Below are 26,935 nucleotides of genomic sequence, written 5' to 3'. Positions count from 1 at the left end.
TTTATGTGGGCCGCCCAACGGAGCGGGGCCGGGTAAATATGCTACAAGTGCACCATGCATTGGGGATAGCGGCGGCTCTCGTTGCCACCCGCCAACGCAAATCCCCTATAATCGGATGAAGCTTATGCGCGGGCGATATTAGCGCAGTGTCAATACGAAGGATTACTTTATGCTTTATCAACTGCACGAGATGCAACGCTCCTTCCTGACCCCGCTGATGCAGTGGGCCGATGCGTCCTCGAAACTGTTCTCCAATCCCGTGTCGCCGTTTGCGCACACCCCATTTTCCCAACGTATCGCCGCCGGCTACGAGCTGATGTACCGTCTCGGCAAGGAATACGAAAAACCGGCCTTTGGCCTGAAGACCACCACCATCAATGGTGAAGAGGTCGGCATCGTCGAGCGCATCGTCGTCGACAAGCCATTCTGCGAGCTGCTGCACTTCAAGAAGGATATGGACGACGCCGCCTACGCCGCGCTTGGCCAGCCCTCGGTGCTGGTCGTGGCGCCATTGTCCGGCCACCACGCGACGCTGCTGCGCGACACCGTGAAAGCCCTGCTGGTCGAGCACGACGTCTACATCACCGACTGGACCGACGCCCGCATGGTGCCACTGGCCGACGGTCCGTTCCGCCTCGACGACTACGTCTTCTACGTCCAGGACTTCATCCGCCACCTGGGCCCGGACGTGCACGTGATCTCGGTGTGCCAGCCGACGGTGCCGGTGCTGGCCGCGATCTCGCTGATGGCGAGCAACAAGGATCCGAAACTGCCAAAGTCGATGACCATGATGGGCGGCCCGATCGACCCGCGCAAATCGCCGACCGCAGTCAACGACCTGGCCATCGAAAAGCCGTACTCGTGGTTCGAGAACACCGTGATCTATGCTGTGCCGGGCAATTACCCGGGCTTTGGTCGCAAGGTCTATCCGGGCTTCCTGCAGCACGCCGGCTTCATCGCGATGAACCCGGGTCGCCACGCCCAGAGCCACCGCGAGTTCTACCAGCACCTGGTGCGCGGCGACGACGATTCGGCCGAGGCGCACCGCAAGTTCTACGACGAGTACAACGCCGTGCTCGATATGCCGGCCGAGTACTACCTCGATACCATCAAGACCGTGTTCCAGGATTACAGCCTGCCGAAGGGCACCTGGAAAGTCGGCGGCCAGCTGGTGCGTCCGCAAGACATCGAGTCGGTCGCCCTGCTCACCGTCGAAGGCGAGCTGGACGATATCTCGGGCCTGGGCCAGACCAGCGCCGCACTGACCCTGTGCACCGGCATCCCGAAGGACAAGAAGCACGACTTCGTGGTCGAGAAAGCCGGCCACTACGGCATCTTCTCGGGCCGCCGCTGGCGCGAGATCGTGTGTCCGAAGATTACCGAGTTTATTCGCGCGAACGGGTAAGCCGTCAAGTTAAGGCAAAAACCTTCTTGAGTTAGCATAAAACGTCGTTACTGCCACTGGCAGTAACGACTCCCCGCGCAGGCGGGGACCCAAGTTGCAAGCGTTTCGACGACGTTTGCAGAACTTGGGTCCCCGCCTTCGCGGGGACGACGTAGTTTACGGTTAGCTCAGCAGCTCAGCAGCTCAGCGCACCGCCACCACCTGCGCCACCCGTCCGGTCGCGATCGCCACCAGCGCATAGCGCCCGCCCGCATCGACCCACTGGTGGCCGCGCGGCGGCTTGGACAGGCGCAGTGCGCGCCAGTCCTCGACCACGTGCTGGTGCGCCTGGTAGCGCGCCGGCAGGCGCTCGCCGCGCCGCAGTTCTCCATTCGCGTCCACGCTGCGATAGCGCGCCGGCTGCACTTGCGCGGCCTCTTGCCCGCCCTCGGCCTTGCGCGCGCCCGGCTGCTGCAAGCCGTCCCCTGCCGAAAAGATGGCGGCAAAGAGTAACGGCGCGATCAACTCGTTCATGTCAGTCCCCGGGGTCAGCGTCAGCCGATAGTACAACAGGCCGGTACGCAGGCCGTCTGTTCGCTTGCCCACGTAGGGACGAGAATGGATGAGCACTGCCGGGTCCGCCTGAAGCCAACCCTGATCGCCTCCGCGCCCGTTTTGGCGGATAATGTCGGCTTGATCAGATTCAAGCAGCGCCCTTTCGTGACCACATCCCTCGCCGACCAGCTTGAAGACCTGCTGCCGCAGACCCAGTGCACCAAATGCGGCTATCCCGCCTGCCGCCCGTATGCCGAGGCCATGGCGAATGGCGAGGCCGACATCAACCAGTGTCCGCCGGGCGGCATGGAAGGCGTGCGCCGCCTCGCCGCCGCGACCGGACGCAAGGTCATCCCGATCAATCCGGCCAACGGCGTCGAGCGCCCGCGTCCGGTCGCCTTCATCGACGAGTCGCTGTGTATCGGCTGCACGCTGTGTATCCAGGCCTGCCCGGTCGATGCGATCCTGGGCGCGGCCAAGCAGATGCACACCATCCTGCCGAGCCTGTGCACCGGCTGCGACCTGTGCGTGGCGCCGTGCCCGGTCGACTGCATCGCGATGGTCCCTGTCACGGGCGAGCGCACCGGCTGGGACGCCTGGACCCAGCAGGACGCCGACGCGGCGCGCGACCGCCATGACTTCCGCACCGCGCGCCTGCACCGCGAGCGCGAGGAAAACGATGCCCGCCTGGCCGCCAAGGCCGTCGAAAAAATGCGCGCGGTCACCGCTGAAGTGACGAACACTCCGGAAGAACTGGCCGAGAAAGAGCGCAAGCGCGCCATCATCGCCGCCGCCATGGAACGCGCCCGCCTGAAGGCGGCCGGCAACCAGGACAAGAACTAAACCAGATGAATCCCGCTAAACGCCTGGAAATCTTTACCCGCTTTCGCGCCGCCAATCCAAAGCCGACCACCGAACTCGAGTTTACGACGCCGTTCGAACTGCTGATCGCGGTGCTGCTGTCGGCACAGTCGACCGACGTCGGCGTCAACAAGGCCATGCGCCGCCTGTTCCCGGTGGCGAACACGCCGCAGGCGATCCTCGACCTCGGCATCGACGAGCTCAAGACCTATATCTCGACCATCGGCCTGTACAACACCAAGGCGAAGAACGTGATGGCGACTTGCCAGATCCTGGTCGAGCAGCACGGCGGCGAAGTGCCGCCCGTACGCGAAGCACTGGAAGCATTGCCCGGCGTCGGCCGCAAGACCGCCAACGTGGTGCTCAATACCGCCTTCGGCGAGCCGACCATGGCGGTCGACACCCATATCTTCCGCGTGTCGAACCGGACCAAGATCGCGCCGGGCAAGAACGTCGACATCGTCGAACAGAAGCTGCTGAAATTCGTGCCCAAGGACTTCTTGCAGGACGCCCACCACTGGCTGATCCTGCACGGCCGCTACACCTGCGTGGCGCGCAAGCCCAAGTGCTGGAACTGCCTGATCGCCGACCTGTGCGAGTTCAGGGACAAGACGCCGGCGCCGGCCGGCGTGCTCGATCCGGCGGTGGCCGCGGCCAACGCGGCGACTTAGGTCCGCAACTTACACCCGGGTCTCGCCAGTGGCGAACGAGGCGCGCACGATGCGCCCCTCGACCACCTCGTAAACGCACAGCATCTCGACCGTGCCCTTGCCTTCGGGGAAGTTGCGGGTGACGATTTCCAGGTCGGTGACGAAGTTGCCGAGCACTGTACGGGACAGCAGGCGGGCGTGCAGGTCAGGTTCGGCAAAGCGCATCTCGTAGCGCGGCCGGATCTGGTCGTGCCCCTGGGCCAGCATGTCGCCGTGCAGGGCGAATTGCCCGGCGTCGGGCGCATAGGTGGCCATCAGGGCATCGAGGTCCTTGGCGTTATAGGCATCCAGTTGGGCCTGGACCACGGCGAGCGGAGAAGTTGACGTCATTGGCGATCGATCGAAAAACGGCGCCGCCGCTTGCCTGGCCAATCCAGGCAACACGGGCGCGTGTGCATCTTACGCTGCTTGCGCGCCATCGTTAAGTGCCAGCGCCCCGCGCCGTCCGGGCAGCGCCCGTGTCGCGCCCGGCTGCTCTTCGACCTTGAACACGCTCACCACCTCGGTCAGGGCCACGGTCTGGTCGCGCAGCGACTGCGCCGCCGCGGCGGCTTCTTCGACCAGGGCCGCGTTCTGCTGGGTCGCGCTGTCCATCTCCGTCACCGCCTCGTTGACCTGGGCGATGCCCTGGCTCTGTTCGCTGCTGGCGGCGCTGATCTCGCCGATGATGTCCATCACCTGACGCACGCTGGCGACGATCTCGCCCATCGTGGCCCCGGCCTCTCCGACCAGGCGGTTGCCGTCGTCGACGCAGGCGGCCGATTCGGCGATCAGCTCCTTGATCTCCTTCGCCGCGACAGCCGAACGCTGGGCCAGGGTCCGCACCTCGCCGGCGACGACCGCGAAGCCACGGCCCTGCTCGCCCGCACGCGCCGCTTCGACCGCGGCGTTGAGCGCCAGGATATTGGTCTGGAATGCGATGCCATCAATGACGCCGATGATGTCGGTGATCCGGCGCGACGAGGTGCTGATCGACGCCATGGTGCCCACCACCTGCTCGACCACCTTGCCGCCCTTGGCCGCCACGTCGCACGCCGATACCGCCAGCTGGCTGGCCTGGCGCGCATTGTCGGCGTTCTGGCGCACGGTCGAGGTCAGTTCTTCCATGGACGACGCCGTTTCCTCGAGCGCGCCGGCCTGGCGCTCGGTGCGCGCCGAGAGGTCCAGGTTGCCCTGCGCGATCTCATGCGAGGCCACGGCGATGGTCTGTGCGCCGCCGCGCACCTGCAGCACGATGCGCTGCAGGCTGGCCGACATCTCCTTCAGGGCGAGCAGCAACTGGCCGGTCTCGTCGTCGCTCCTGACCGTGATCGCGGTGCGCAGGTCGCCGGCGGCCACGCTGCGGGCCGCTTCCACCGCCGCGTCGAGCGGCCGGGTGATCGAACGCGATACCAGCACGCCGGCCGCCACCGCGGCCAGCGCGCCGAGCAGCATCAGGCTGTAGCTGAGCGTGGTCGCGCGCGCCCCGACGGCGTCGGCCTGGCGCACGCTGGCGGCGCTGAGCGCGGACATCATTTCTTTCGCCCGCACCAGCAGTTCGGCCGGCGCCCGGTCCTTGCCCTTGACCGCCACGTCGCCGGCGGCGGGATCGAAGCCGGCCGCGACGAAGTCCTGGTAGCCGCGCCGGTAATCGGCGCCCATCTGCGTGTGCGCGGCGCCGAACTGCGCCACCAGCGCGCGCACTTCGCCCTCGGGCAGGCTGGCCAGCAGCGCCGTGACCTGGGCGGCCACCTCGGTTTCGTTCTGCTGGAACGCGGCCCAGTACTTGTCCCGCTCACCGTCGTCCTTGCCGCGCAGGAGCGTGTTCTTCCACTCCTGCAGCTGCTTGCGGAAATGGGCCAGCATGGCCTCGACCTGCGTCGATTGCCCCTCCATGACAACGGCCTGGCGGTACGTGTCGACGGAGCGGTTCATCTGGCTCATGCCGAAGAATCCGGCGCAGGCGACGAGCAGCGTGACGGCTGCAAAACCCAGGGGGAGTTTGCGGCTTAGTTTCATGGGGTGATCCTCGGATGCGTGGGAGCCGCGCGACGATGACGCCGGCGACGCCTGAAATACAGGCAATGCGGCCCGGGTGGCCGCTATGCACAGTGTATAGGCAGGCAGTCGGTTTGCGACCGTCAACTGTGATTTCCATACGGAAAGCAGCGCTTACGTCCTGCCGACGCAACACATGCGTGACGTAAGCGAGCGCTTACTGATTACAGAAGCACCATATTATCGCGATGCACCAGCTCGGGACCTTCGACAAAGCCCAGGATGCGTTCGATCTCGGTCGACGAATGGCGCATGATGCGCCGCACCTCGCTACTGGCATAGTTGGTCAGCCCGCGCGCCAGCGGCTTGCCGGCTTCGTCGACGCAGGTGATCACCTGGCCGCGGCCGAACTCGCCGTTCACGGCCAGCACGCCGATCGGCAGAAGCGACTTGCCCTCTTTGGTCAGCTTGAGCGCCGCGCCGGCGTCGATCACGACTTCGCCGGTGGTGTGCAGGTGGTCGACCATCCACTGGCGGCGCGCCGTCAGGCGGCCGGTGGCTGCCAGCAACTGGGTGCCGATCGATTCGCCGCCGGCCAGGCGCGTGAGCACGTCCGGCTCGCGGCCCCAGGCGATCACCGTATGGGCGCCGGAGCGCGCCGCGCGCTTGGCGGCCAGCACCTTGGTCAGCATGCCGCCGCGCCCGATGCTGCTGCCGGCGCCGCCGGCCATCGCCTCCAGGGCCACGTCGCCGGCCTGGGCCTGTTCGATCAGCTGTGCGTTCGGATTCTTGCGCGGGTCGCTCGAGTACAGCCCCGGCTGGTCGGTGAGGATGACCAGCGCGTCGGCCTCGATCAGGTTGGCGACCAGGGCGCCGAGCGTGTCGTTGTCGCCGAACTTGATCTCGTCGGTGACGACGGTGTCGTTCTCGTTGATGATCGGCACCACGTTCAGGCGCAGCAAGGTGGTCAGCGTCGAGCGCGCATTGAGGTAGCGTTCGCGGTCGGCCAGGTCGGCGTGGGTCAGCAGCACTTGCGCGGTCTTGACGCCGTGGGCGCTGAAGCTGGTCTCATAGATCTGGGCCAGGCCCATCTGGCCGCAGGCGGCGCACGCCTGCAATTCATGGATGTCGGTCGGGCGCTTGCCGAATCCGAGGCGCAGCATGCCCTCGGCGATGGCGCCCGAGCTGACCAGGACGACGTCCTTGCCGAGCGCGCGCAGCGCGGCGATCTGGCTGGCCCAGCGGGCGATAGCGGTATGGTCGAGGCCTCTCCCCTCGTCGGTGACGAGGGAGGAACCGACCTTGACGATGATGCGGGAGGCTTGCTGGAGTGCTGAGTTCATGGCGACAGGATCTTCCCCCGCGGTCGCAATGCGAGCAGGGAAAGTCCTGCCAGCAGTTCAACCGCGCAGACGACTAATAATAACCCCGTGGGCAAGCCGATTGCAAAAGCCGCGACGAGGCGGCCGGCCGGCTGGGCCAGGAGGAACAGGGCAGTAAGGTCGCCGAGGATGGGCTGGTCGCCCTGCCTGGCCGCCAACAGCGCCAACCCCGCGGTAGCGAGGCGGATGCCGACGTAGATGGCGTAGAACTGGCTGTAGCCGTTCACGCCGACGAGAAACAGGCCCATCGCGGCCGCGATGCGGTCGGGATCGAGCATGGCCGCGAGCGCGGCCAGAGAACTGGCGGTGGCGACCAATTGCAGCAGCTGGCCGCGCACCCAGGCGCGCGACCAGATGGTGGTCTGAGTAGCGCTCGCGCTCAAGTTCAGTCTTCGATGATCTTGAAACGTGGATCGTCCGGATCGATCGACGAGATGCCACGCGCTTCCTCGGTCATCGAGGTTTCTTCGGCGCGCTGCTCGGAATGGCGCTTTTCTTCGAGGTGCAGGTAGATCGCATTGATCAGGTCCTGGCAGCCTTCGCGGTTCAGGGCCGAGATCTCGAACACGGGGCCTTTCCAGGCCAGGCGCTTGATCATGTCCTTGACGCGCTTCTTGCGCTCGGCATCGTCGAGCACGTCGAGCTTGTTCAGCACCAGCCAGCGCGGCTTGTTGAGCAGTTCTTCGTCGTACTTTTCGAGTTCCTTGATCAGGGCCTTGGCTTCCTTGACCGCATCGACCTTGTCGTCGAACGAGGACAGGTCGACGATGTGCAATAGCAAACCGGTACGCTGCAGGTGGCGCAGGAACTGGTGGCCCAGGCCGGCGCCTTCGGACGCGCCTTCGATCAGGCCCGGAATATCGGCGATCACGAAGCTCTTCTCGTGCGACACGCGCACCACGCCCAGGTTCGGGTGCAGGGTGGTGAACGGATAATCGGCGATCTTCGGCTTGGCGTTCGACACGGCCGTGATGAAGGTGGACTTGCCGGCATTGGGCATGCCCAAGAGGCCCACGTCGGCCAGCACTTTCAGTTCGAGGCGCAGGGTACGGCGTTCGCCCTCCTTGCCCTCGGTCTTCTGGCGCGGTGCGCGGTTGGTCGACGTCTTGAAATGGATATTGCCCCAACCGCCCTCGCCGCCCTTGGCCAGCAGTTCGGACTGGCCGTGCTCGGTCAGGTCGGCGACGATCTCGCCGTTGAGGTCATCGACGATCAGCGTGCCGACCGGCATGCGGATGGTGATGTCTTCGGCGCCCTTGCCATAGCAATCGGAGCCGCGGCCCGGTTCACCATGCTTGCCGGTGTGGACTTTCGAGTAACGGAAGTCGACCAGGGTATTCACATTGCGGTCGGCAACCACGTAGATCGAGCTGCCCTTGCCGCCGTCGCCGCCGTCCGGACCGCCGAATGGGCGGAACTTCTCGCGACGGAACGAGGCGCACCCGTTGCCGCCGTCGCCAGCGATGACTTCAATTCTTGCTTCGTCAATAAACTTCATGATTGTGACCGCTTAAAAACTAAAAAGGCCCTACCGTGGGCAGAGCCTTTCGATGGAAGGCTTGCGCCTTGCAAAGAAGCGCCGCTGATGCGGCGCGAGTGCGTAGTAAATTACGCTGCGACTGCTTCGTTAGCAACGACGGTCACGAACTGCTTCGAGCCCACGCCTTGCTTGACGAACTTGACGGTACCGTCGACCAGCGCGAACAGGGTGTGATCCTTGCCGGTGCCGACGTTGGTGCCAGCGCGCACTGGGGTGCCGCGTTGACGGATGATGATGCCGCCGGCGTTGATCGCCTGGCCGCCGTAGACTTTCACGCCAAGGCGCTTGCTTTCTGAGTCACGGCCGTTGCGGGTAGTACCGCCGCCTTTTTTGTGTGCCATTTAATTACTCCTTGATGACTATGCTGGGAACCGGAACGGCAATTAGCCGTTGATCGAAACGATCTGGATTTCGGTGAAGTTCTGGCGATGGCCTTGACGCTTCTGGTAGTGCTTACGACGACGCATCTTGAAGATACGCACTTTGTCGTGGCGACCCTGCGAAACCACTTTCACCAGCACCGTTGCACCTTCGACCAGAGGAGCACCAAACTTGATGCTTTCGCCTTCGCCGAGGGCGAGGACCTGATCGATCGTGAGTTCGGAACCAATGTCTGCCGGTATCTGTTCTACTTTAAGTTTTTCACCAGCGACAACTTTGTATTGCTTGCCACCGGTTTTTATGACCGCGTACATGATTTGAAACCTCATCAAATGTTAAAAGAATCCGCCAGCAACAGAGCCCCGCGCAAGTGCGCTGGACTGTTCGTAAGCCGGGGAACAGGGGATTATACATAAATTGCCGTGATGCGTCAAAAGCGACTGACGATCTCTTCAGTACGTGGCAAGCCGCCAACGCCGCGCAGGCGCTCGGGGGGCTTGCCTGAGGCGGGCCCTACCCTGCTGGCAGGACGGATACCCCTTGCATACCGTATAATCGCGGCACTCTTATAGTTAACCCACGTCTTCGCAGGTCAGCCTTGTCAGCCGCCACTCAACACGCCCAACAGAACTCCATCGTCCAGTCGATCGCCCCAGATATGGAGGCCGTCAACACGGTGATCCGCCAGCGGCTGCATTCCGACGTCACCCTGGTGAACCAGATCGCCGAGTACATCATCAGCGCGGGCGGCAAGCGTATCCGTCCAGTGCTGGTGCTGCTGCTGGCCAATGCCTACGGCTACCGCGGCACGGCCCACCATGAGCTGGCCGCCGTGGTCGAGTTCATCCACACCGCGACCCTGCTGCACGACGACGTGGTCGACGAATCCTCGATGCGCCGCGGCCGCCAGACCGCCAACGCCCTGTTCGGCAATGCCGCCTCGGTGCTGGTGGGCGACTTCCTGTACTCGCGCTCGTTCCAGATGATGGTCGGCCTGGACAATATGCGCGTGATGCAGATCCTGTCCGACGCCACCAATGTGATCGCCGAAGGCGAAGTGCTGCAGCTGCTGAACATGCACGACCCGGACGTGACCGAAGCTGCCTACCTGCTGGTGATCCGCTCCAAGACCGCCAAGCTGTTCGAAGCGGCAGCCGAGCTGGGCGCCCTGGTGGCCGGCGCCAATGACGACCAGATCGCCGCAGCCGGCGAGTACGGCCGCTCGCTGGGCACGGCCTTCCAGCTGATCGACGACGTGCTCGATTATGCGGGTGACGCCGCCGAGATCGGCAAGAACCTGGGCGACGACCTGCGCGAAGGCAAGCCTACCCTGCCGCTGATCTGGCTGATGGAACATGGCACGCCGCAGCAGCGCGAGCTGGTGCGCAATTGCATCGAGCAGGGAGACGAGCAACAATTCGATGCGGTGCTGGCGGCGGTGACGTCGAGCGGCGCGCTGGATTACACCCGCAAGCAGGCCGAAGAAGCGGCCCGCCGCGCGTCGAATGCGATCGCGGATTTGCCTGATAATATCTTCAAGGATAGCCTGCTCCAGCTCAGCCGTTTCGCTGTTGACAGGAACCATTAAGTGATTTTATAGTAATGCCTTCCCGGGGCATTGTATGTACACCCCAAACCGTCGGGGTGTAGCTTAGCCCGGTAGAGCGCTACGTTCGGGACGTAGAGGCCGGAGGTTCGAATCCTCTCACCCCGACCAGAATTCCCTTGCAAAACAATGAGTTATTGAAATATCACGTCGCCTTCAAGTCAATTCAGTGGTAAATCAGTGGCAGCTGCCATGTGACGAAGTGGCGATTGCAAAAAACAGAGCTTATTTGCAGGGACATTTGGCGAACAGTCGCGCAACGCGAAAGTTCATCCCATCTGTATAGACCTATACCGTCCTCCACAACTTCATGGAGTACGGACATGGCGTCCATCGAAAATCGCTCGCACTTTCAGGTCTCGGTCAAGAACCGCGACGACCTCACGAAGACCTTCCCCCACGATAAGCAGAAAAATGCGGAAGCTTACCGCCAGTCCCTGCTGTTGCAAAAATTCAAACCCAAGCTGATCCGCCTGGACGATTACTACATGGTCCGCATCCGCAAAAAGGGGCGCGAGGACCAAGTGTTGTACGCGAACTCCCTGAAGGAGGCTGAACTTGTGAGGACTAAGCTGAGGATTGAACACAGCCAGGGCCTTTTTATCGACTATTCCAAAGCGCAAAACACCACGCTTGCGGAACTGATGATCCGCTACCTGCGCGAAGAGGCTCCACGCAACAAGAGCTTCGAGATCGATGCCTACAAGATCAATGCGATGCTGGAAGATGCGGGTTTGCAGCGGCAATCCATCATGGAAATTGTCGCCAGCCATCCCAATCCATGCGCCAAGGTCAAAGCGATGAAGATTCGCAAAGAGACTGGTAAAAAGATGCGCTCAGCCTCGTGTTCGGCGACGCGCTTCATCCTAAAGCCGTTTGCGCAAATCGTCCCAGACGACCTCACTGAGTATGTTGACGAGCGCCTTCAGACGGTGTCGGCATCGACCGTGGATCGGGAGCTGGACATCTTCTCTGCCGTCTGCAGCATCGCCATCAAGACTTGGCGCATCCATGTCCTCGCCAGCCCAATGGACGGTGTGAAACGTCCAAAATACTTCAATGAACGGGACCGGCGCCTCAAAGCAGATGAAGAAGGCCGTCTGCTGGAGGCAGCATTTATCGAAGATGAGAAGTGGTCCCAAGCATTCCGACTTGACCAACTTGTATCCCCCGAGCTTCAACAAGTTCGAGGGGCGCCTACGCGCTATCGTATCTGGCAAACCCGCAAGCAAAATCTGAGCGAAGCACAAGCGACCTGGGTTCATATTCCCATGTACGAATCCTTCCTGCAATTCCAACTGATGACTGGCGCCCGGCGTGGCGAATCGCTCTCTCTGCTCTGGTCCAACGTCGACCTGGAGATGCAAACGGCGTTCATCCCCGAGACGAAGAATGGGCGGCCACGCAAGCTGCCGCTGCGCAGCGATCTGGTCGAACTGCTTCGGGAGTTGCCGCGCACCAGCGAGCTTGTATTTGGCTTTACCAATGAGGCCTTGCGCAAGGCCTGGGGTAGGATGTGTGAGCATGCCGGCCTCACAGGCAACGATGACCTCCATGTGCACGACTTGAGGCACGAAGCCATTTCCAGGGTTGCGGAAATTGGCAGTAATACGCCAGGTGGCTTCTCGCTGATCGACCTTCAGCATTTCAGCGGGCACCGTGATGTACGTATGCTACTGCGATATGCACACCTGTGCACGCAGAGCCTGGCCAAGCGGCTCGACGAAGCGTTCAGCTGTGCTGAGAAAATCGATACTCACCATGGGCGCAGGCGCCTCAAGAAAGAAGCGAAGATCACTGTCCAGGAAATGGTCGGATGTGAAGTAGTGGTCTCGAAAATTAAGTCCATCGAAGAATCGCCAAAGGCTCAATCTGCTATGGAAGCTTCAGCGCCGCCTTTGGACGACGTCAATTCGGCGGTGTTGAATGCATCCAAGCCGCCGGGGTCGCTTATCGAAAACGTCATTCATGTGGACTTCACCCGCCGCGCTGCCTAATTATTGATCGTTTTACGCCCGCCGATTTCGGTGGGCATACTCGCAGCGACTCCCCTCATCAACAAGAGATATCCCATATATATCCCTTGGCGGGCAACACTTTTAGCTATTGCACAAAAAAAGAATCCGGCAAGCTACATAGCTCCCAGCTGCCCTGGCTCTCGATGCAGCGTCCAGCACCTCGCTGGCCACTAACAGAGCAGGGACTAGGACCGGCTGCTTTCGATCCAAAGCGGAGTGTTGACTACAAGAGGTTCACGTTTCGTTCTAGCAGCGCGTAGAGGGAGTTATTTCAAATGGTGGATATCGGTATAACCGTTTTTCGATGATTGCTTCATGTATTAAAAATACTAAAAAGAAGTTATCCAAAAATTAACACGCTAATTCTGAAATATTACTCCTTTTGCTTTTTATCCTGAACGATTTTTCGACGATCTGCAATACGTGTGCCATATTGCGTAAAAGCATCACGCAGGAATGTCAACAATCCTGATGTCAGAGTCAAAAGATCATTTTCCTTAATATCAGAAGATTTAAAGTCCTGATGGGTAAGCGCATGTCTAGAATTAGTCAATTTATCGATAGCCTTAGCCTTGAAAGACGGAATTTGATCGTCTTGGCCGGTAAAGGTTTCATTCAGGCACATTTCTGCAAATCCAACTGGCGCATAAGAGGCTGCAGCCCGTGAACCACGTTGATGATTAACGTTCCAACTTAAAGCACCCCGGCAGTATTCTAACAAAACCAATTCGGAATTATTGAACTCTAATTTATCAGCCAAACTAAAAATATTATCTAACGGGAAAAAAAATTCAAATAATTTATAAATTCCTAAGTAGAAATTTACTAAGCGTTGAGATCGAATAGCAGAGAACAATTGCTCAAATATCCAGCCATGATCTTCAATTGGAATTGAGTAGCCGACACTTAGTATTAGATCTCTAAATTTTTTTACATATACTGTTTCATTCTCAATTTCAAGTAAAATTTTTAGCGTAATTATTTCGATTCTATCAACTTCTGCCAACTCACTTAATTTAAGCGTATGAATCCTAGGAAAATAAGGAAGAATGTCGTCTTCGAACACAGGCGAGACATTTACGCTTAAAATAGGGATCTTATTAACCGAAGGCAACTTATATTTTGTCACAAGATGCGCGAATTGCAGAAAACCAAGATCGCTTTCAATAAAATCTTTATTTTCTATACTTAAATTTAATTTCGATAATGATGACTCGCTACTGGCAACACATATTTTTTTGCCATCACGGTCACTCAATGCAATAAAGATTAGTGATTCATGAAGAATCTCCCCAGTAATCTTAGTGCTTTTCAAGCGATCTAGCCCGTCGGAAACTAACTCCTTAAAAACTGGATCATTCATGTCGATAGGAATGACCCAGAAAGGAGAGGGAATAACATCAACATTTTCCGATGCCAGATGGGTAACGACCCATTCTAGTAATCGCGTGTTTAGAAGTTCATTCACATTAACCGACACTATTACCGAGCCTTCCAGCAAGGAGCTAGAGAGCCTTGCGAAATCAGCTGAGGAGCCTTATTCATTAACAAGAGAAATGCCCTCTTATAAAGGTTGCGTTCGTACTCACCAATACGACTGGACCTTGCGCTCAACATTTGATTTAAAGTATCTAAGTCCAAAAATTCGATCAGTTCTTCTTCTTTTAATTTTCCTATATGTTTAATCAAGAGATTAATATTCTTCTTAATTTTATCCATCTCTTTTTTTGCTGAATCTAGATCGTAATCAAACCCTGGCTCTCCAAGCAGTTTTTCAGCAGCAGCAACAACGAACCCGATAGACGCTGGAACTGATGTGAAAATATCACGGCCATTCTTGACACGAGCCCCCTCAACTGCAGCATACCCCCGTTCCACACGATCAAATTGAGCATCCACGCTCGCCATCAATTTGATAGTCTCAATAAACAACGGGAAGAACTCTTCATCAGCAGTAGCCTCTGTAACATCAATAGTTGCAAACTCCTCAGCTACTCGCTCTCGGATATCCACATCAACTGACCTAGAAGTGAACGCTAAAAACAGTTCAATAATTTTGGTACTTCTGTATTCACCGGCCTGTGATCGGCGAGTATTATCGTCAAGCCCGATGACTCGTATATTTGCAACCTCGTGGGTAATTTTAGCTACGATAGGTTTATACAAAGTTTCAAGTTGTCGCTTCAAATCCCAAGGAACCTGCCCAGTATTGAGCACTAACATTCGATAAATGAGACTGTCTACCTTTCTTGCCAGCCAAAGCTCTACTCGAATCAATGGTTCGATTTTTTTTTCCGCATTGGCTTCTATGAATGCAGTAGTCCGTTGCATTCCATCAATAATTGAAACATCGATTTTTTTATGAATTAGTGCGTCCACTAACTCCTGAGACGTATTCATTTTTTTAAATCGATTAATTTCTATAGGTTTTGCTACAGCTCCAACAACAATAGGCGGAATGACTGCGCCGCGAGTCAAATCCTCTACCAAACGCCGTCGAATTTTTAGTCCTGTTTTAGTACGTATGGGTGCTCGCTGTCCAGCTAATCCACCTTGCTCACTGTAAGCCCCCTCAACCAAGGAAAGATATGTTTTGAGAGGAACTGTCAACATTATGGAAACACAGTTTGAGTTCTTGTCCTCAAGCACTAAAAGTGGAAATGTCATGAATAAATAACCTGAAGAAGAATGAATGTTGTACAGATACACAGATTAGCATGCAATTTTCCATAAGGACAAGTAATTGTTCTTAGAATTACTTGCATACGACTCTTCAGAACGTATCGACCTGCTATGAGACTTGGTCTGAGTCGTCTCTGGCTCAGGCAGAGATTTTCGATGTCAATCTGGGCTATAGCCTAGTCTGACGTCAGGTGACCAGGAACGGCAAGGGCAGAACCCCATCGAATCGGTCGAACTCGGCAAAGTCTTTAAGGGTCTAGACCTTTTCTGATATCTGAGCCTGACCTTACGTCGTATGCTACGCGGCGTCGGATGAGGTCCTCAAAGGACAGCTTTTGGCCGAAAGCATCCGATCGCGTTGCCAAAGTGTACATGTTTATTGCTCATAGGACAATCGACGGGTTTTGTCAGGTGCTCTAACCCTGCTGAAACGTGCCCGCCTGTACCGTGAGCGTGAGAAAGCTCGCCTTGCAGAGCTGCGTAACGAAAGTCGGCCACTGCGGTTGAGCATTATCGATTTGTCACTTACTTCGTCGTGGAGGCGGCGTTCATATCTTGCTTGAGTCGGTGACAGGTAGCTGCCCCCCCTTCCAGGGGCCTGGGCAATTGCACTCTCGCTCATTGTGTGCTGCCAATAGCTCTAAAGGGTATACCTTTGTGAGCCAATCAACAGCCTGCATTAATATAGCTCAATAGGGTTGACTGTATATGAGCCATTCCGTATTATTGAGCCATATACCCAACTGAACCAATCAGCCATGAAGACGATCTATTACGGACGCATTAGTACCACCGAAGGACAAAGCAGCGCCGGTCAGTACGACGACGCAGCCAAGCATGGCGTGCAGGCGAAGCACGTACACATTGATGAAGGTGTGAGCGGCTACCATATAGCGCCGATGGATCGGGTGGAGTGGAAGCGTGTCATAGACAAGCTGTCTGATGGTGGTGTGCTGTACGTGCGGTGGTTAGACCGCATCAGCCGTCGCTACGACGAACTCCACTCCGTCATGCAAAGCTTGATGAAGATGGGCGTCAAAGTGGTCTGTACGCTGAACGGCATGGCGTTTGATGGCACCGCCACTGACCCGATGATGAAGGCTACGCGCGACGCGGTGCTGGCCTTCATGGCAGCGCAAGGCGAGGCCGACTACCTGAACCGTCGTGAGATGCAGAAGCGTGGTATCGAGGTAGCCAGGGCCACTCAGGACGGGCGCTACAAGGGGCGTAGCAAGACGCTGAACCCGGTTGAGGTGAAGGCGTGGCGTGCTGAACACAAGGCCAGCATTGTCACCACCGCGGAACATTTCGATATCTCGGTCGCTACCGTGAAACGCTACTGCGCTGTCTGACACGGATACAGGCCCGTAGCGGGCCTTTCACCGTTGGAGAGTGCTTCACGAACGCGATTAACTAACTATGAAATTCTGGCCCCGCACGCAGAATTTCTGACAGGCCCCAGCCCCCTCGTTGATGATCAGAAAACCACCCCGCAAGCAGCGGGGTGGTTTAAGAGATGGCCGCGTATCGAGCGTGATGCTCGGCCATTGGATAGTACCTTTGTAATGTTTCCTTTTTCGCGCTCCAACCGACCAAGGTCGAAGATCATCCGATTTACCGCCAGGTAAACCAGAAGGCATATCACTACAACGGGCCGCCAGGCCCTGCCACATACATTCGCAAACGCTTCAACCTTTCGGGGCACGGTGCCTGCCGTGCCGCCACTGTTGTGGCTCCCCAAGCGCTTCGGTCGTATCGCGCTATGAGTCAAACCCTACTCAGTCGTCTCCCCCTCTCTGCCATCAGCCCGTGTGGTGCCATCCAACACGGTACGGAGAGAGGTTCCCACGTTAGTTACCAGCTACTGCGCGACGTAGCGCCACTGTCTCGACACTTCCCTAGCCTTCCGGCTCCCCGCAGGTTTCCCCAGCCCGATGTTCCATAGCGGCTCAGGTACTCAGGTCATGCTTCATCGACTACGAACCACGGCTTCATGCCTATGGCTCTACGTTGCTCCGCACAGCACCCTTCAAGGGGTGCCGTTACACGCTTAAGCTATCCAGAGGCCCACGGTTTCCCGAGGTGCCAACCGCGCCAGGTTTCCCCTTGCGGCCCTCATGCGTCGCCGCATGCTCATCAGCCTACGTGTGCGGTACAGGTTGCGCCCTTACAGTACGCCCCCTGAGCTGGACTTTCACCAGCTTTCACTCGGTAACAGGTCACCAGGCCATTGCCTGCCTGGCGCCGTTTCCGTGTCGCCCAACATCCGCCGGAGGGACCGGCGCGATCGGGTCGAAGAAGGGAGTTGCACCCTCCAGCGCCCTTCGCAGCCGCACCAGCCCTACTAGAGGCATGCGGCTACAGCGTTTGCTTAGTTCCAGGTTGGCGACCTGGAACCTGTCGGAATGGCGATCCAACGTGTCCTTTCGGACGTATGTGTTTGCAGTCTGGCGGTCCGCTCGCTAAGCCCTCCTGTCGTTGAAGACTCACCGAGCGGACCACCATGCTTGCGATTGCTTCTCAGCCTTCGCTGAGGCATTGGCCTTAGAAATCCATCTGTCCTATCAAGGTATAGCGCGACGACAGCTTCATGAACACATGTTTTTGCATGACGTCGTTTGCCGTGCTGTGCACGGAACATCATTACGTCTCATCAGTGCCAGCACAATCACATTTCATCCGCAGTTTGAAGTGCTATACCGAGTGTAACCACTACTGGGAAAAACCATGACTGCACAAACCCCCATCAGCCGTAGCAAAACCTCTGCCATGAGTCGCGTCATTGACGCTATCGGCAAAGGCTACCACCGTTACTGCTACGGCACCGTGCCCGCAGATAAGGCCATACAACTTGCCCGTAAGCTGCATGAGCGCCATGCCATCGGCGCGACGCCTGCCCAGCGCCTCACGCGCAAGAAGCATTGCAAAGCCAACTGCTTGCTGGTCATGTACTGGCCGCTGGACGCACTAGAGGTTGAATGGCTGATGCTGTTCGCAGCTGGTCAACTTGACTCGCCTGAGCATTTGCGCGACGTGACCGACAAGCGCCTTGAATGGCTGGGCTATCAACTGGTGCGCTATCCGGTGCGCGGTGCGACCAGCTGGACTTGGCGGCGACCTAAAGGTGAAGTGGCCGAGCACTATACCCTGCTAGACGCGTCGTTAGCCATGCGTCATCACGACGCCGTCGGGCATCACCTCACTCGGATCGCAAACCAGCCTGGCTTCCACGGCGTCCGCGAGCAGTCCTGGGCATTGTGCCGGCACGCTCGCCATCATGGTTATCAAGGCGACCTGCCGCATCTCTTCTACGTCCAGAAGATCAGTCACGGTGAACGGCTGATTTGCGGGAAATGACGGTCGATGTTTCACCCGGACTGCGCCTTACATTGATTCAGGTGCCTCCAAAACAGGCGGCACGAATACCCAACCATAAACTCGCCGCATGACCCAGCGCGAGGGCATATTTTCAGCTGTCATCAGGCAGGCAAGGTACATAACTAATCTGCTGGACTGTGGCGCACATCGAGTGCGTCTTATGTCACACATCAAGCAAGTCTTATCTACAATCCCGTTCTTACACCGCGACGGTGGCAAGTACGAGAGCGGAGAACTCCAGAATATCGTCCGTGAAATCCTCCCTGACAGTCGGGTTGGTGCCTGCCTCCGGCATCGGCTGGGCGGCTCGTCGATCATGGTCAGCACGACCAACCGCGGCACCACCCGGCTCAGTGGTCTGATGGTCTGCGATGCTGGTCACATCTGCCCCGTGTGCCATGCCCGCAAGATGGTCAAGGAGCAGCAGATCGTTTCCCACCTTGTGCATGAGCACTACCTGGGTGGAGGGGTTCTTGTTGATGCGGCGCTAACAGTTCCTCATCGCATCAACGAGCCTTTGGCGACTGTTCTTGAGCGACTGGAATCAACCTGGAAGGGCCTTCGCAGCTCACCGATCTGGAAACGGCTAACAAGAGAGCTAGGCATTGTTGGCTGTATTCGCCGGTTGGAGGTGACGCTTGGGAACCATGGCTGGCATCCGCATTTGCACGTTAGCTTCCTTTGCAAGCTAGACCTCGCCCAAGAAATCAAAGGGCACTCCTGGCGCAGTGCCTTGGACGACGCATTTTGCATCGTATCTAGCCATTGGCGGCAGGCCGGGAAGAAGGTCGGAATTGCGATCAGCGAAGAAGCTCAGGCCGCCGTCGCCATCATAGGCCATGTCGATGCTCAACGAGCGGTGGCCTACAACACCAAAAACATGGGCTACTGCAAGAAGCCCAACAGCATGACGCCGATGGACTTACTGCGCGTCGTCGCACAGACAAGTGATAGCACTGTTACAGGTGCGGCCAAGCGCCTGTTCACAGAGTATGCCACCGTCATCAAAGGCAAGCACGCTCTGACTTACATCGGATCGGCCAAAGCGTCTAAGAACACCGCTGTTAAGGCAACAGAGGCTGCCTGTGCTGAGGTTGTCGAGGAGGCGTTGGGTGCTGTCTCAGCAAACGCATGGAATGCCATTCTGAAGGCCGGGCTGCGGGAAGCGCTGGCAGTGGTGAAGTCGCGCCGGGAGATGGTCGCTATCTTGCTCCGCTCAGCGCTTGGTGAAGGGCATGGACGCATCCCATTGGGCTGGATGCGGCTGGAGTTCAGTGGCGAAACGAGAACCGTAATGAGGTCAAGGCCCAGCATCATGGGCACGTCATCATCGTAGACATACCCTGCCGGGGGGCGGCTACTGGAGGATACGGCTCTCCAGTAGCGGGGATAACCACTACAGCATGAGGCTTACTATGCGCCCTCGGCGGACTTCATAGCACGGCTGTTTTCGTATCGGCCAGCGAATGGCAAATCAGTGGCTAGTGCCACAGCTCAAAAATCAGTGCCAAATCAGTGGCAGTTTTCTTTTTTTGCCACGCATTTTCAATATCATGAAGTAAAATACTACACTTGTAAGTCTTTGATTTATAATGAATCACCCGCAACCCGGGGTACGGTATAGATCACAGAGTTGTCGTTCGGGACGTAGAGGCCGGAGGTTCGAATCCTCTCACCCCGACCACAAAGTTTCTTTAAAACAGCGGATATAATTCCGCTGTTTTTGTTTCCAGACCTCGCATTGGCGGCATTGGCCATGTGACGATCGGCCGCACCGGCATCCCATCCGTTCCCGCACCGCGCCCTACCCGCCCCGACACCAGGACCAGTTGGGGCAGAGAGCGGCGGTGCTGCGCTTCACGGCTTTTTTCGAGAGTAGAGTCATTGCTGAAAATTGACGTCCCCACCCTGTTCATCGCCATGACACTCAATCTGGCGATCATGTCGGTGACGCTGCCCTACTTCATGGGCCGGGTAAACCGTGCGGCGCGCTGCGCACAGGCCGGGATCATCTTGCAGACCGCCGGCTGGTTGAGCCTGATCGCCTCGAGCGCTTGCCCACAGGGAGGCTGGGCCGACCACCTGATGTCGACGCTGGCGATGGCCTGCGTGTCGAGCGGCATGGTGTTCAATGCGATGGCCTTCCAGCTCTGGTGCGGGCGCGATGCCGGCGTGCGCCTGCCCACCGCCATCGCTGTCGTGATGACTGCCGGCTATGGCATCGGCTTTTCCGACTACGCGTTTCGGGTGGGCTGGGCCAACGGCCTGCTGGCCCTGCAGATCGCCACGGTCGTGGTCACACTGTGCCGGCCGCCGCAGTTGGCGGTCGGACGCTGGCGCTGGCTGCTGGTCATCTGCCTGTCGGTCCAGATGGCGGTACTGGCCTGCCGCGCCGTGCTGGGTGCGTTCTACACCGACGAGTTTCCGAACTTCTTCGGGGCTTACCTGGTCAACCAGATATTCGCCCTGTCATCGAACTCGATGCTGGTGCTGTCGATGGCTGCCATCCTGCTGGCGCACCGCGACGAGGCTGCCCGCGACCTCGAAAGGCTGGCCACGATCGACGGCCTGACCGGCGTCCTGAACCGCCGGGCCTGGCTGAAACAGGCCAGCGCCGACTTGGCCAACAGCGTACGCTACCGGCAGCCGATCGGCGTGCTGCTTCTCGACCTCGACCATTTCAAGCAGATCAACGATCTGCATGGCCACGCCGTGGGCGACCGCGCGCTGCAATTGTTCGCGGCAGGCTTGCGCGCCGTAAGCCGTGCTGGCGACACCTGCTGCCGTTACGGCGGAGAAGAGTTCTGCGTACTGCTCAACGGCGCCGACTGCGCTGCGATCATGGCGTACGACGCACGCCTGCGCGAGTGGCTGGCGCAGCACTCGCAGCCGGCGCTGGGATTCGCGCTGTCGTACAGTGCCGGTGTCGACATGCCCATCCATGTCAGCGACAGCATCGACACCCTGCTGCAACGTGCCGACGTCGCCCTGTACCGGGCCAAGGCGCAGGGACGCGGCTGCACCCTGGTCGCGATGTCAGACCCGGCCTTGATTTGACCGAGCCGTATTGCATCGCATCTGGTCCGCAGCTCAAGCCAGACCAAGTATCAGCGGTCTGGCTTTTTTATTGTTGCATGCCTGGCTTGGCCCCCGCGGCCGATCTTTGCTGCGCATCGAACGCCAGTGGATTCGCCAGGATGTCAGGCTGCCTACGCCAATTCGGTGACGAACTGCGAAAACGGGCGACGCACTTTCTTCAGGTCGACGAGCCAGTCTCCTTCATCCGCACGGTAGCCAACAGGCAAGAGGATCACCGAACGCAATCCCCGCTCGCGCAGCTTCAGGATCTCATCGACCTTGGCAGGATCGAACCCTTCCATCGGCGTGGCGTCCACCTTTTCCTCGGCCGCGGCAATCAGCGCACTACCGAGGCCGATGTAAGCCTGGCGCGCGGCGTGTTCGAAATTGGTCTGGGCGTCGCGTTGCGGATACGTCGACAGCAGGTGCTGGCGGTAGGCTTCCCAACCTTCGTTCCTGAAGCCACGCTCGGCGTTCACCAGATCGAACATCTCATTGATGCGCTCAGCCGTATAGTTATCCCACGCGGCAAACACGAGCAGGTGCGAGGCTTCCGTCACCTGGGCCTGGTTCCAGGCATGCGCCCTGATCTGTTCACGCAGAGCATCGTTCGTCACCACGAACAACGCGTACTGCTGCAAGCCACTGGAACTGGCCGTCAAGCGCACTGCCTCGAGAATGCGGTCGATCTTCTCTTTGGCGACCTTTTTGGCAGGATCCATTTTTTTGGTGGCATAACGCCACTGCAAGGTTTGCAGGAGATCAGACATGCAGAATTCCTTCGATGTGAGTGAATAATGCGCCATGATGCCCGACCCCGCAGTTTCTTGCCGAGCGCCGTCTCATCTGCCTGCGGCATGGCTTCGACTCACTGACCTGTTTCGACACGAAACGCAGACACCTGACCCGAATTTCCTCTCCAGTATGGTTGCGAAGATAAGTACGGCACGCTCATGCCTGAGAACCCTGGATGATTGTCCTTTGGTCTGATTGAAGAACAAACATCGCTCATTTAAGATGAAATTCTAATAATCCAGATATCCCGGGAGGCGTCATGATCCACGTTAGACTTTTTTACCGTCCCTCACGCGTGTTGGCGGGATGCTGTCTTCTTGCCCTGTCCGCGTGTTCCAGTTCAGAGTTGAACCATCAGCTTGCCACCAGTCGGGAGGCGGTCGATCAAGCGCAGATGGCGGGTGCGGAGGAAAACGCTCCTGCTGATTTCGGCGTGGCGGCCGATAAGCTGACGCGAGCCAACGCCGCTGCCACCGGCCATCACAAGCACGACGCGATGCGCCTGGCCCAGCAAGCGCAGGTCGACGCCAATCTGGCGCGCGCCAAGAGCGAATCGACCCAGACCAGGATCGCGGCTGCCGAACTGACCAAGACTAACCAGACCTTGCGCGAGGCAATCAACCGCGCAAACTCGAATGAGTAGAGGTGAGAGATGAACAACATCCTCCGATCAGCCACCGGCGCGGTTGTGGCCGGTATCATCGCAACGGGATGCGCGACATCCCCGCCGGCGTCCGAGGTAGCTGCCGCACGTGCGGCTATCGACAATGCCGGGCAGGCTGTCGACCACGCGTCAGCCGATCCCCAGGTGGTCAAATACGCTCCCAGCGAACTGGAGCGCGCAACCGCTTCACTGCAAAAGGCAAAAACAGCGTGGAATGACAAGCACGACCTGACGGCCACCAGGCATCTCGCCTATCTTGCACAGCAGCGCGCAGCCACTGCGCAAGAATTTGCCAACGAGCGTGCTGCACAAGAGACAGTGAAGGTTGCGGCGGCGGAGCTGAACCAGACAATGTCGGTTGCGGCTACAGCACGACCCAGCAAACCGAGCGCAATACCGGACCTCGCGCAAAAGGGCTTGATCGGTTTTTCCACTGGAGCTTCGCAGCTCCCGGCCAGCGCTGTACCGGCGATTAACGAGTTGGCCACCACATTGAAAAGCAATCCCGGACGCGAGGTCGTGATCGAAGGGCATACGGACAATGTCGGCAACCCCCGATATAACCAGGCCTTGGCCATGAAACGGGCGGAAGCGGTACGTGTCGCCCTGGTGCGCCGTGGAATCGACTCCAGCCGTATCGCCCTCCGGTCATACGGCGAAGAGAAACCGGCGTCCAACAACGCCAGCAGGATTGGGCGCAAGGAAAACCGGCGTGCGGAGATCATTACCGCTGACGGGGCGCAAATGGTGGGATCGTCCCAAATCTCGGCCACGGTGTCGTCGGACGATCCGGGCGAGCAACCGAGGCAACCCGAACGATGATGCCTGAAACACGGATCTTTATGGGCATCAGCACTGACTGTCCTCGTTCTTAGCCTTCGCGGGCAGGAAAAGCCAGATTCGATAAAACGATCTGGCTTTTTTGCTGGTTGCGCGTCCTTCGATGTCGATCCATCATGTCCCGGCCCGGGAGTACAGCCGGCGCGACCGCCCGGCCGGTCCATGATGCGCCTGGAATGGCCGGCGTTTGTTCCAATTCCGCCATCCGTTTTATGATATGCGTCGCAGGCCGGTCATTGCCGTCACCGGCTGGCGCCCCAACCTCCAATCAAAAGGAAAATCATGGCTGAAACCCTCACCGTCACCACCGCCGACCGCAGCTTCGACTGCTACGTCGCGCGTCCCAATGTCGTGGGTACCTACCCCGTCATCGTCGTGCTCCAGGAAATCTTCGGCGTGAACGGCGGCATCCGCAGCATCGCGGACAACTATGCCGCCAAGGGCTATATCGCTGTCGCCCCCGACCTGTTCTGGCGCACCGACCCAGGTATCCAGCTCTCGGAAGCGAATGAAGCCGACGTCGCCAAGGCCTTCTCGATGTACCAGGCCTACGACTTCGACCACGGCGTGCAGGACATCGCCGCCACCATCAGCGCCGCGCGCACGATGGAAGGCAGCACCGGCAAGGTCGGCGTCACCGGCTATTGCCTGGGTGGCCTGATGACCTACCTGGCCGCGGCCCGCACCGATGGCGACGCCTTTGCCGTCTATTACGGCGGCGGCACCGACCAGTACCTGCACGAAGCCAAGCACATCGGCGCTCCCCTGCTCTACCACCTGGCCGGCGCCGACGAATACATCGGACCGGAAGCGCAGGAGCAGATCAAGGCGGCGCTGGAAGGCAAGGCCGATGCCGAAGTCCACGTCTATCCGGGCCGCGACCACGCCTTCGCCCGTCCGGGCGGCAGCCACTACGACCATGACGATGCGACGCTGGCCAACAGCCGCACCGACGAATTCTTCGCCCGCACCCTGCGCTAAGAAACTCAGCGCCACTGCCTGCCGGCATCCTGCCGGCGGGCGCACTCTCCCTCGCATCCCGCGACACGACGCCACGCAAGCCCCTACGGCGCTTCTATCCACCCGGATACGCAACACTCGCGAAGCCTGATCTTCGGCAGAGCCGCCGCGCCTGCTCCGATTACTGTATCCCGAGCCACTCCGCCGTGCCCATCAGGGTGCGGCGCATGGCTTCTTGACACGAAAGGAGAATCTCATGGCGAGGTTCGCAGTAGAGGCAATCCGGTATTTCAACCATGCACGCGCCGCCGGCGTGAGCACGGCGGGAGACCTGACGTACACCTTTAACAGAAGCAATGGGTTCGACAACAAGCTGCGCTCGGCCGGCCACACGCGCGCCTTCTACTGGGCCAATACCGACGTCTGGGAAACCGATATCCGCGACGTCGACCAGGGCGGCAGCGACCGCAACTGGGTCGACGACGTCGACCTGTTCTGGATCGAAACGCACGGCAATTCCGAGGCCGATGGCCGGGCGCGCATGCTGTACGACACCGCGCACAGCGAATGGCGTACCTGGTCCAATCAGTGGCAACTGGGCGAAGACTGGAACAATGAATGGGTGATGGCCTATTCCTGCCACACGGTGAACCTGGACGCCGTCACCGGCCTGTGGAACATCTTCGCGCGCCTGCACATCTATTGCGGCGCCTGGGGCGATATGTACGACGGCATCACCACCGACGAATGCGGCGAGGACGTGGCCGACAACCTGGTCGACGGCGACACTGTCTCGGGCGCCTGGCACGACGGCGTGTCCGACTGGTGGGTCGACAACCACCCGGTCACCGTCTGCGTGGGCGACGCCGCCACCTGGAATGGCGGCGCCATCCGCTGGGACCTGTCTGCCCTGAATCGCGACCACCTGTGGGGCCACGGCAGCGTGAGTCCCGACCTGGCGCCGGCGCAGCAGGCGTGTCTCCTGTGGAAGTGGACGGAGGGCTCAGAGCCTATCCGGGTAGGTGGGGGGAAGCGCGTGGCGATGCATGGCGGGTGTGAGCAAGGCGCGAGGAGGCCGCATGGCGAGCCATGCAACGACGAGCAACGCAGCGCACGCCTGCCAGGCGCGCCAGGCGCGACTCGCACCTACCCGGATAGGCTCTCACCATGAACCAGCAAACCCTGATCGATACCCTGATGAAGACCGGCGCGCATGCGGTGCCGGGCCGCGCCGATGTGATCGCGCTCACCCCGCTCACCCGCGACGACGCGCGCGCGAACATGAACCGCTTCCTGACCGCGCTGCACGAGGCCGACATCTGCCGCCACGACCGCGCCAACCTGGCCGACCGCGGCGAACGCAGCGTGGTGCACCTGCCCGACGGCGCGCGCGCCGTGGTCTACCACGCCTCGGGTGCGCTGCAGTACGTGTCCGGCCTGGCGCCGTTCCAGGCGCCCTGGCCGCGGCTGGAAGAAACCCCGGTGCTGGTGCGGCAGCTGGAGCAAGCCGCGCAGCGCATCGACATCGCCGCCTGGGTCGGCGAGCGCGGCAGCCTCGCCTTCGAGCGCCTGTGGCAGACCAAGGCCCGCGGCAGCGACCGCGACCAGAAGCTGTCGGACACGCTGCTGGTGCGCGCCACCGGCGCCTGGCGCCATGCGGTGGGCGAGATTCCGGTGCTGGGCGCCGCCTCGGTGGCGCTGCGCCTGGCCGGCGGCGGCACGGTCGACGCACTCGCGCTGAACATCCGCCACAGCGATGCCGAGGTGCTCGACATCGCGCCCGTCATCGAGGCCGAATTGGCCGCGCGCCAGCTGGCAGAGCGCCTGGCCAGCGTGCTGGGCAAGTCCAAGGATCGGCTGCCGGGCGACGCCGTGCAGTCGGCCACGATGCGCTTCGGCTATCTCGACCTGGGCAAGCGCAAGGCCCAGCGCGTGCTGGCCCCGGCCTACGTGGCGCAGGTCGTGCTGCAGCACCGGCTCGAGCGCCAGGCCTATGTGCTGGCGGTATCGGCCACCGAGCGGCCGTATATCGAGCTGCCGCTGTTCGGCAACGAGGCGCCGGTGGTGCGCTCGCGCGGTTTGCATCCGGAGTGCCGTGACGGCGCGTCGTGATGGGCACCGTGA

25 protein-coding genes and 2 tRNA genes are annotated in these 26,935 nt (G+C 59.5%); 16 read left to right on the top strand and 11 right to left on the bottom strand.

The window, feature by feature from the left end; all coding sequences use genetic code 11:
- The first annotated feature begins 169 nt into the window (after window positions 1-169).
- Window positions 170-1,405 (top strand): polyhydroxyalkanoate depolymerase, encoded by a 1,236-nt coding sequence (locus SOM61_RS04530; RefSeq protein ID WP_320472989.1) that lies wholly within the window; start codon window positions 170-172, stop codon window positions 1,403-1,405.
- Between the two features lie 183 nt (window positions 1,406-1,588).
- Here the strand turns inward: SOM61_RS04530 and SOM61_RS04525 are convergent, their stop codons facing one another.
- The gene (locus SOM61_RS04525) at window positions 1,589-2,014 is read right to left on the bottom strand and encodes an RcnB family protein (protein WP_320472988.1); all 426 of its coding nucleotides are present in this window, start codon (window positions 2,012-2,014) and stop codon (window positions 1,589-1,591) included.
- A 90-nt stretch (window positions 2,015-2,104) separates the two neighbouring features.
- Between SOM61_RS04525 and rsxB the strand changes: the two genes are divergently transcribed.
- Both rsxB and nth read left to right on the top strand, forming a co-directional pair.
- The gene (rsxB, locus tag SOM61_RS04520) at window positions 2,105-2,782 is read left to right on the top strand and encodes an electron transport complex subunit RsxB (protein WP_320472987.1); all 678 of its coding nucleotides are present in this window, start codon (window positions 2,105-2,107) and stop codon (window positions 2,780-2,782) included.
- Between the two features lie 5 nt (window positions 2,783-2,787).
- Window positions 2,788-3,471 carry an endonuclease III gene (gene nth / locus SOM61_RS04515; RefSeq protein WP_320472986.1) on the top strand — a complete coding sequence of 228 codons (684 nt, stop codon included), beginning with the start codon at window positions 2,788-2,790 and terminating at the stop codon, window positions 3,469-3,471.
- Window positions 3,472-3,480: 9 nt separating this feature from the next.
- Here the strand turns inward: nth and SOM61_RS04510 are convergent, their stop codons facing one another.
- From SOM61_RS04510 to rplU, 7 genes are all read right to left on the bottom strand, one after another.
- A complete protein-coding gene (locus tag SOM61_RS04510) occupies window positions 3,481-3,840 on the bottom strand; it encodes a nuclear transport factor 2 family protein (RefSeq protein WP_320472985.1) in 360 nt (119 codons plus the stop codon).
- 69 nt (window positions 3,841-3,909) lie between these two features.
- Window positions 3,910-5,508: a methyl-accepting chemotaxis protein gene (locus SOM61_RS04505; RefSeq protein ID WP_320472984.1), complete on the bottom strand. Its 1,599-nt coding sequence runs from the start codon at window positions 5,506-5,508 to the stop codon at window positions 3,910-3,912.
- A 203-nt stretch (window positions 5,509-5,711) separates the two neighbouring features.
- Window positions 5,712-6,830 (bottom strand): glutamate 5-kinase, encoded by a 1,119-nt coding sequence (gene proB, locus SOM61_RS04500; protein WP_320472983.1) that lies wholly within the window; start codon window positions 6,828-6,830, stop codon window positions 5,712-5,714.
- Window positions 6,827-7,252, bottom strand: a complete 426-nt coding sequence (locus SOM61_RS04495; RefSeq protein WP_320472982.1) for a hypothetical protein — start codon at window positions 7,250-7,252, stop codon at window positions 6,827-6,829. Before SOM61_RS04495 ends, proB begins: the two co-directional genes overlap by 4 nt.
- Before the next feature lie 2 nt (window positions 7,253-7,254).
- Window positions 7,255-8,367 carry an Obg family GTPase CgtA gene (cgtA, locus tag SOM61_RS04490; protein WP_123069528.1) on the bottom strand — a complete coding sequence of 371 codons (1,113 nt, stop codon included), beginning with the start codon at window positions 8,365-8,367 and terminating at the stop codon, window positions 7,255-7,257.
- A gap of 110 nt (window positions 8,368-8,477) precedes the next feature.
- Window positions 8,478-8,750, bottom strand: coding sequence for a 50S ribosomal protein L27 (gene rpmA, locus SOM61_RS04485; RefSeq protein ID WP_027865916.1), 273 nt, complete (start codon window positions 8,748-8,750; stop codon window positions 8,478-8,480).
- 42 nt (window positions 8,751-8,792) lie between these two features.
- Window positions 8,793-9,104: a 50S ribosomal protein L21 gene (gene rplU, locus SOM61_RS04480; protein WP_123069546.1), complete on the bottom strand. Its 312-nt coding sequence runs from the start codon at window positions 9,102-9,104 to the stop codon at window positions 8,793-8,795.
- A gap of 284 nt (window positions 9,105-9,388) precedes the next feature.
- On the opposite strand from rplU, the gene ispB reads away from it, so the two are divergent.
- From ispB to SOM61_RS04465, 3 genes are all read left to right on the top strand, one after another.
- A complete protein-coding gene (ispB, locus tag SOM61_RS04475; RefSeq protein WP_320472981.1) occupies window positions 9,389-10,378 on the top strand; it encodes an octaprenyl diphosphate synthase in 990 nt (329 codons plus the stop codon).
- Window positions 10,379-10,430: 52 nt separating this feature from the next.
- A tRNA-Pro gene (locus SOM61_RS04470) sits at window positions 10,431-10,507 on the top strand.
- Window positions 10,508-10,719: 212 nt separating this feature from the next.
- A complete protein-coding gene (locus SOM61_RS04465; protein WP_320472980.1) occupies window positions 10,720-12,393 on the top strand; it encodes a site-specific integrase in 1,674 nt (557 codons plus the stop codon).
- Between the two features lie 394 nt (window positions 12,394-12,787).
- On the opposite strand, the gene SOM61_RS04460 is transcribed toward SOM61_RS04465, so the two are convergent.
- Both SOM61_RS04460 and SOM61_RS04455 read right to left on the bottom strand, forming a co-directional pair.
- Complete coding sequence (locus SOM61_RS04460) at window positions 12,788-13,882, bottom strand: hypothetical protein (RefSeq protein WP_320472979.1); 1,095 nt, start codon at window positions 13,880-13,882, stop codon at window positions 12,788-12,790.
- Window positions 13,883-13,896: 14 nt separating this feature from the next.
- Window positions 13,897-15,081, bottom strand: coding sequence for a hypothetical protein (locus tag SOM61_RS04455; RefSeq protein ID WP_320472978.1), 1,185 nt, complete (start codon window positions 15,079-15,081; stop codon window positions 13,897-13,899).
- A 773-nt stretch (window positions 15,082-15,854) separates the two neighbouring features.
- Here SOM61_RS04455 and SOM61_RS04450 point away from each other — a divergent pair.
- The 5 genes from SOM61_RS04450 to SOM61_RS04430 all read left to right on the top strand — a co-directional run bounded on the left by SOM61_RS04450 (window position 15,855) and on the right by SOM61_RS04430 (window position 21,531).
- A complete protein-coding gene (locus SOM61_RS04450) occupies window positions 15,855-16,448 on the top strand; it encodes a recombinase family protein (RefSeq protein ID WP_320472977.1) in 594 nt (197 codons plus the stop codon).
- 1,375 nt (window positions 16,449-17,823) lie between these two features.
- Window positions 17,824-18,453, top strand: coding sequence for a hypothetical protein (locus SOM61_RS04445; protein ID WP_320472976.1), 630 nt, complete (start codon window positions 17,824-17,826; stop codon window positions 18,451-18,453).
- A gap of 181 nt (window positions 18,454-18,634) precedes the next feature.
- Window positions 18,635-19,810 (top strand): rep family protein, encoded by a 1,176-nt coding sequence (locus tag SOM61_RS04440; protein WP_320472975.1) that lies wholly within the window; start codon window positions 18,635-18,637, stop codon window positions 19,808-19,810.
- Between the two features lie 273 nt (window positions 19,811-20,083).
- Window positions 20,084-20,158 (top strand) — tRNA-OTHER (locus tag SOM61_RS04435).
- A 200-nt stretch (window positions 20,159-20,358) separates the two neighbouring features.
- Window positions 20,359-21,531 carry a GGDEF domain-containing protein gene (locus tag SOM61_RS04430; RefSeq protein ID WP_320472974.1) on the top strand — a complete coding sequence of 391 codons (1,173 nt, stop codon included), beginning with the start codon at window positions 20,359-20,361 and terminating at the stop codon, window positions 21,529-21,531.
- A 152-nt stretch (window positions 21,532-21,683) separates the two neighbouring features.
- On the opposite strand, the gene SOM61_RS04425 is transcribed toward SOM61_RS04430, so the two are convergent.
- A complete protein-coding gene (locus SOM61_RS04425) occupies window positions 21,684-22,322 on the bottom strand; it encodes an NAD(P)H-dependent oxidoreductase (RefSeq protein WP_320468194.1) in 639 nt (212 codons plus the stop codon).
- A gap of 371 nt (window positions 22,323-22,693) precedes the next feature.
- On the opposite strand from SOM61_RS04425, the gene SOM61_RS04420 reads away from it, so the two are divergent.
- From SOM61_RS04420 to SOM61_RS04400, 5 genes are all read left to right on the top strand, one after another.
- Window positions 22,694-22,990: a DUF4398 domain-containing protein gene (locus tag SOM61_RS04420; RefSeq protein WP_320472973.1), complete on the top strand. Its 297-nt coding sequence runs from the start codon at window positions 22,694-22,696 to the stop codon at window positions 22,988-22,990.
- 9 nt (window positions 22,991-22,999) lie between these two features.
- Window positions 23,000-23,833, top strand: coding sequence for an OmpA family protein (locus SOM61_RS04415; RefSeq protein WP_320472972.1), 834 nt, complete (start codon window positions 23,000-23,002; stop codon window positions 23,831-23,833).
- 300 nt (window positions 23,834-24,133) lie between these two features.
- Complete coding sequence (locus SOM61_RS04410) at window positions 24,134-24,832, top strand: dienelactone hydrolase family protein (RefSeq protein ID WP_320468197.1); 699 nt, start codon at window positions 24,134-24,136, stop codon at window positions 24,830-24,832.
- 235 nt (window positions 24,833-25,067) lie between these two features.
- Complete coding sequence (locus SOM61_RS04405; RefSeq protein WP_320472971.1) at window positions 25,068-25,982, top strand: DUF6345 domain-containing protein; 915 nt, start codon at window positions 25,068-25,070, stop codon at window positions 25,980-25,982.
- Window positions 25,979-26,923, top strand: coding sequence for a hypothetical protein (locus SOM61_RS04400; RefSeq protein WP_320472970.1), 945 nt, complete (start codon window positions 25,979-25,981; stop codon window positions 26,921-26,923). The genes SOM61_RS04405 and SOM61_RS04400 overlap by 4 nt, the downstream gene beginning before the upstream one ends.
- Window positions 26,924-26,935: the final 12 nt, after the last annotated feature.

The sequence above is a fragment of the Massilia sp. CFBP9012 genome (assembly GCF_034045115.1).
Lineage (GTDB): Bacteria > Pseudomonadota > Gammaproteobacteria > Burkholderiales > Burkholderiaceae_D > Telluria.
Note: the sequence above shows the minus strand (reverse complement) of the source record. Positions and strands in the feature narration are given on the sequence as shown.

Excerpts from the sequence above, each read along its gene's own strand:
- SOM61_RS04530 (WP_320472989.1), top strand. The coding sequence starts at position 170 with ATGCTTTATCAACTGCACGAGATGCAACGCTCCTTCCTGACCCCGCTG.
- nth (WP_320472986.1), top strand. The coding sequence starts at position 2,788 with ATGAATCCCGCTAAACGCCTGGAAATCTTTACCCGCTTTCGCGCCGCC.
- SOM61_RS04510 (WP_320472985.1), bottom strand. The coding sequence starts at position 3,840 with ATGACGTCAACTTCTCCGCTCGCCGTGGTCCAGGCCCAACTGGATGCC.
- SOM61_RS04505 (WP_320472984.1), bottom strand. The coding sequence starts at position 5,508 with ATGAAACTAAGCCGCAAACTCCCCCTGGGTTTTGCAGCCGTCACGCTG.
- proB (WP_320472983.1), bottom strand. The coding sequence starts at position 6,830 with ATGAACTCAGCACTCCAGCAAGCCTCCCGCATCATCGTCAAGGTCGGT.
- cgtA (WP_123069528.1), bottom strand. The coding sequence starts at position 8,367 with ATGAAGTTTATTGACGAAGCAAGAATTGAAGTCATCGCTGGCGACGGC.
- rpmA (WP_027865916.1), bottom strand. The coding sequence starts at position 8,750 with ATGGCACACAAAAAAGGCGGCGGTACTACCCGCAACGGCCGTGACTCA.
- rplU (WP_123069546.1), bottom strand. The coding sequence starts at position 9,104 with ATGTACGCGGTCATAAAAACCGGTGGCAAGCAATACAAAGTTGTCGCT.
- SOM61_RS04465 (WP_320472980.1), top strand. The coding sequence starts at position 10,720 with ATGGCGTCCATCGAAAATCGCTCGCACTTTCAGGTCTCGGTCAAGAAC.
- SOM61_RS04455 (WP_320472978.1), bottom strand. The coding sequence starts at position 15,081 with ATGACATTTCCACTTTTAGTGCTTGAGGACAAGAACTCAAACTGTGTT.
- SOM61_RS04450 (WP_320472977.1), top strand. The coding sequence starts at position 15,855 with ATGAAGACGATCTATTACGGACGCATTAGTACCACCGAAGGACAAAGC.
- SOM61_RS04445 (WP_320472976.1), top strand. The coding sequence starts at position 17,824 with ATGACTGCACAAACCCCCATCAGCCGTAGCAAAACCTCTGCCATGAGT.
- SOM61_RS04440 (WP_320472975.1), top strand. The coding sequence starts at position 18,635 with ATGTCACACATCAAGCAAGTCTTATCTACAATCCCGTTCTTACACCGC.
- SOM61_RS04425 (WP_320468194.1), bottom strand. The coding sequence starts at position 22,322 with ATGTCTGATCTCCTGCAAACCTTGCAGTGGCGTTATGCCACCAAAAAA.
- SOM61_RS04415 (WP_320472972.1), top strand. The coding sequence starts at position 23,000 with ATGAACAACATCCTCCGATCAGCCACCGGCGCGGTTGTGGCCGGTATC.
- SOM61_RS04410 (WP_320468197.1), top strand. The coding sequence starts at position 24,134 with ATGGCTGAAACCCTCACCGTCACCACCGCCGACCGCAGCTTCGACTGC.
- SOM61_RS04405 (WP_320472971.1), top strand. The coding sequence starts at position 25,068 with ATGGCGAGGTTCGCAGTAGAGGCAATCCGGTATTTCAACCATGCACGC.
- SOM61_RS04400 (WP_320472970.1), top strand. The coding sequence starts at position 25,979 with ATGAACCAGCAAACCCTGATCGATACCCTGATGAAGACCGGCGCGCAT.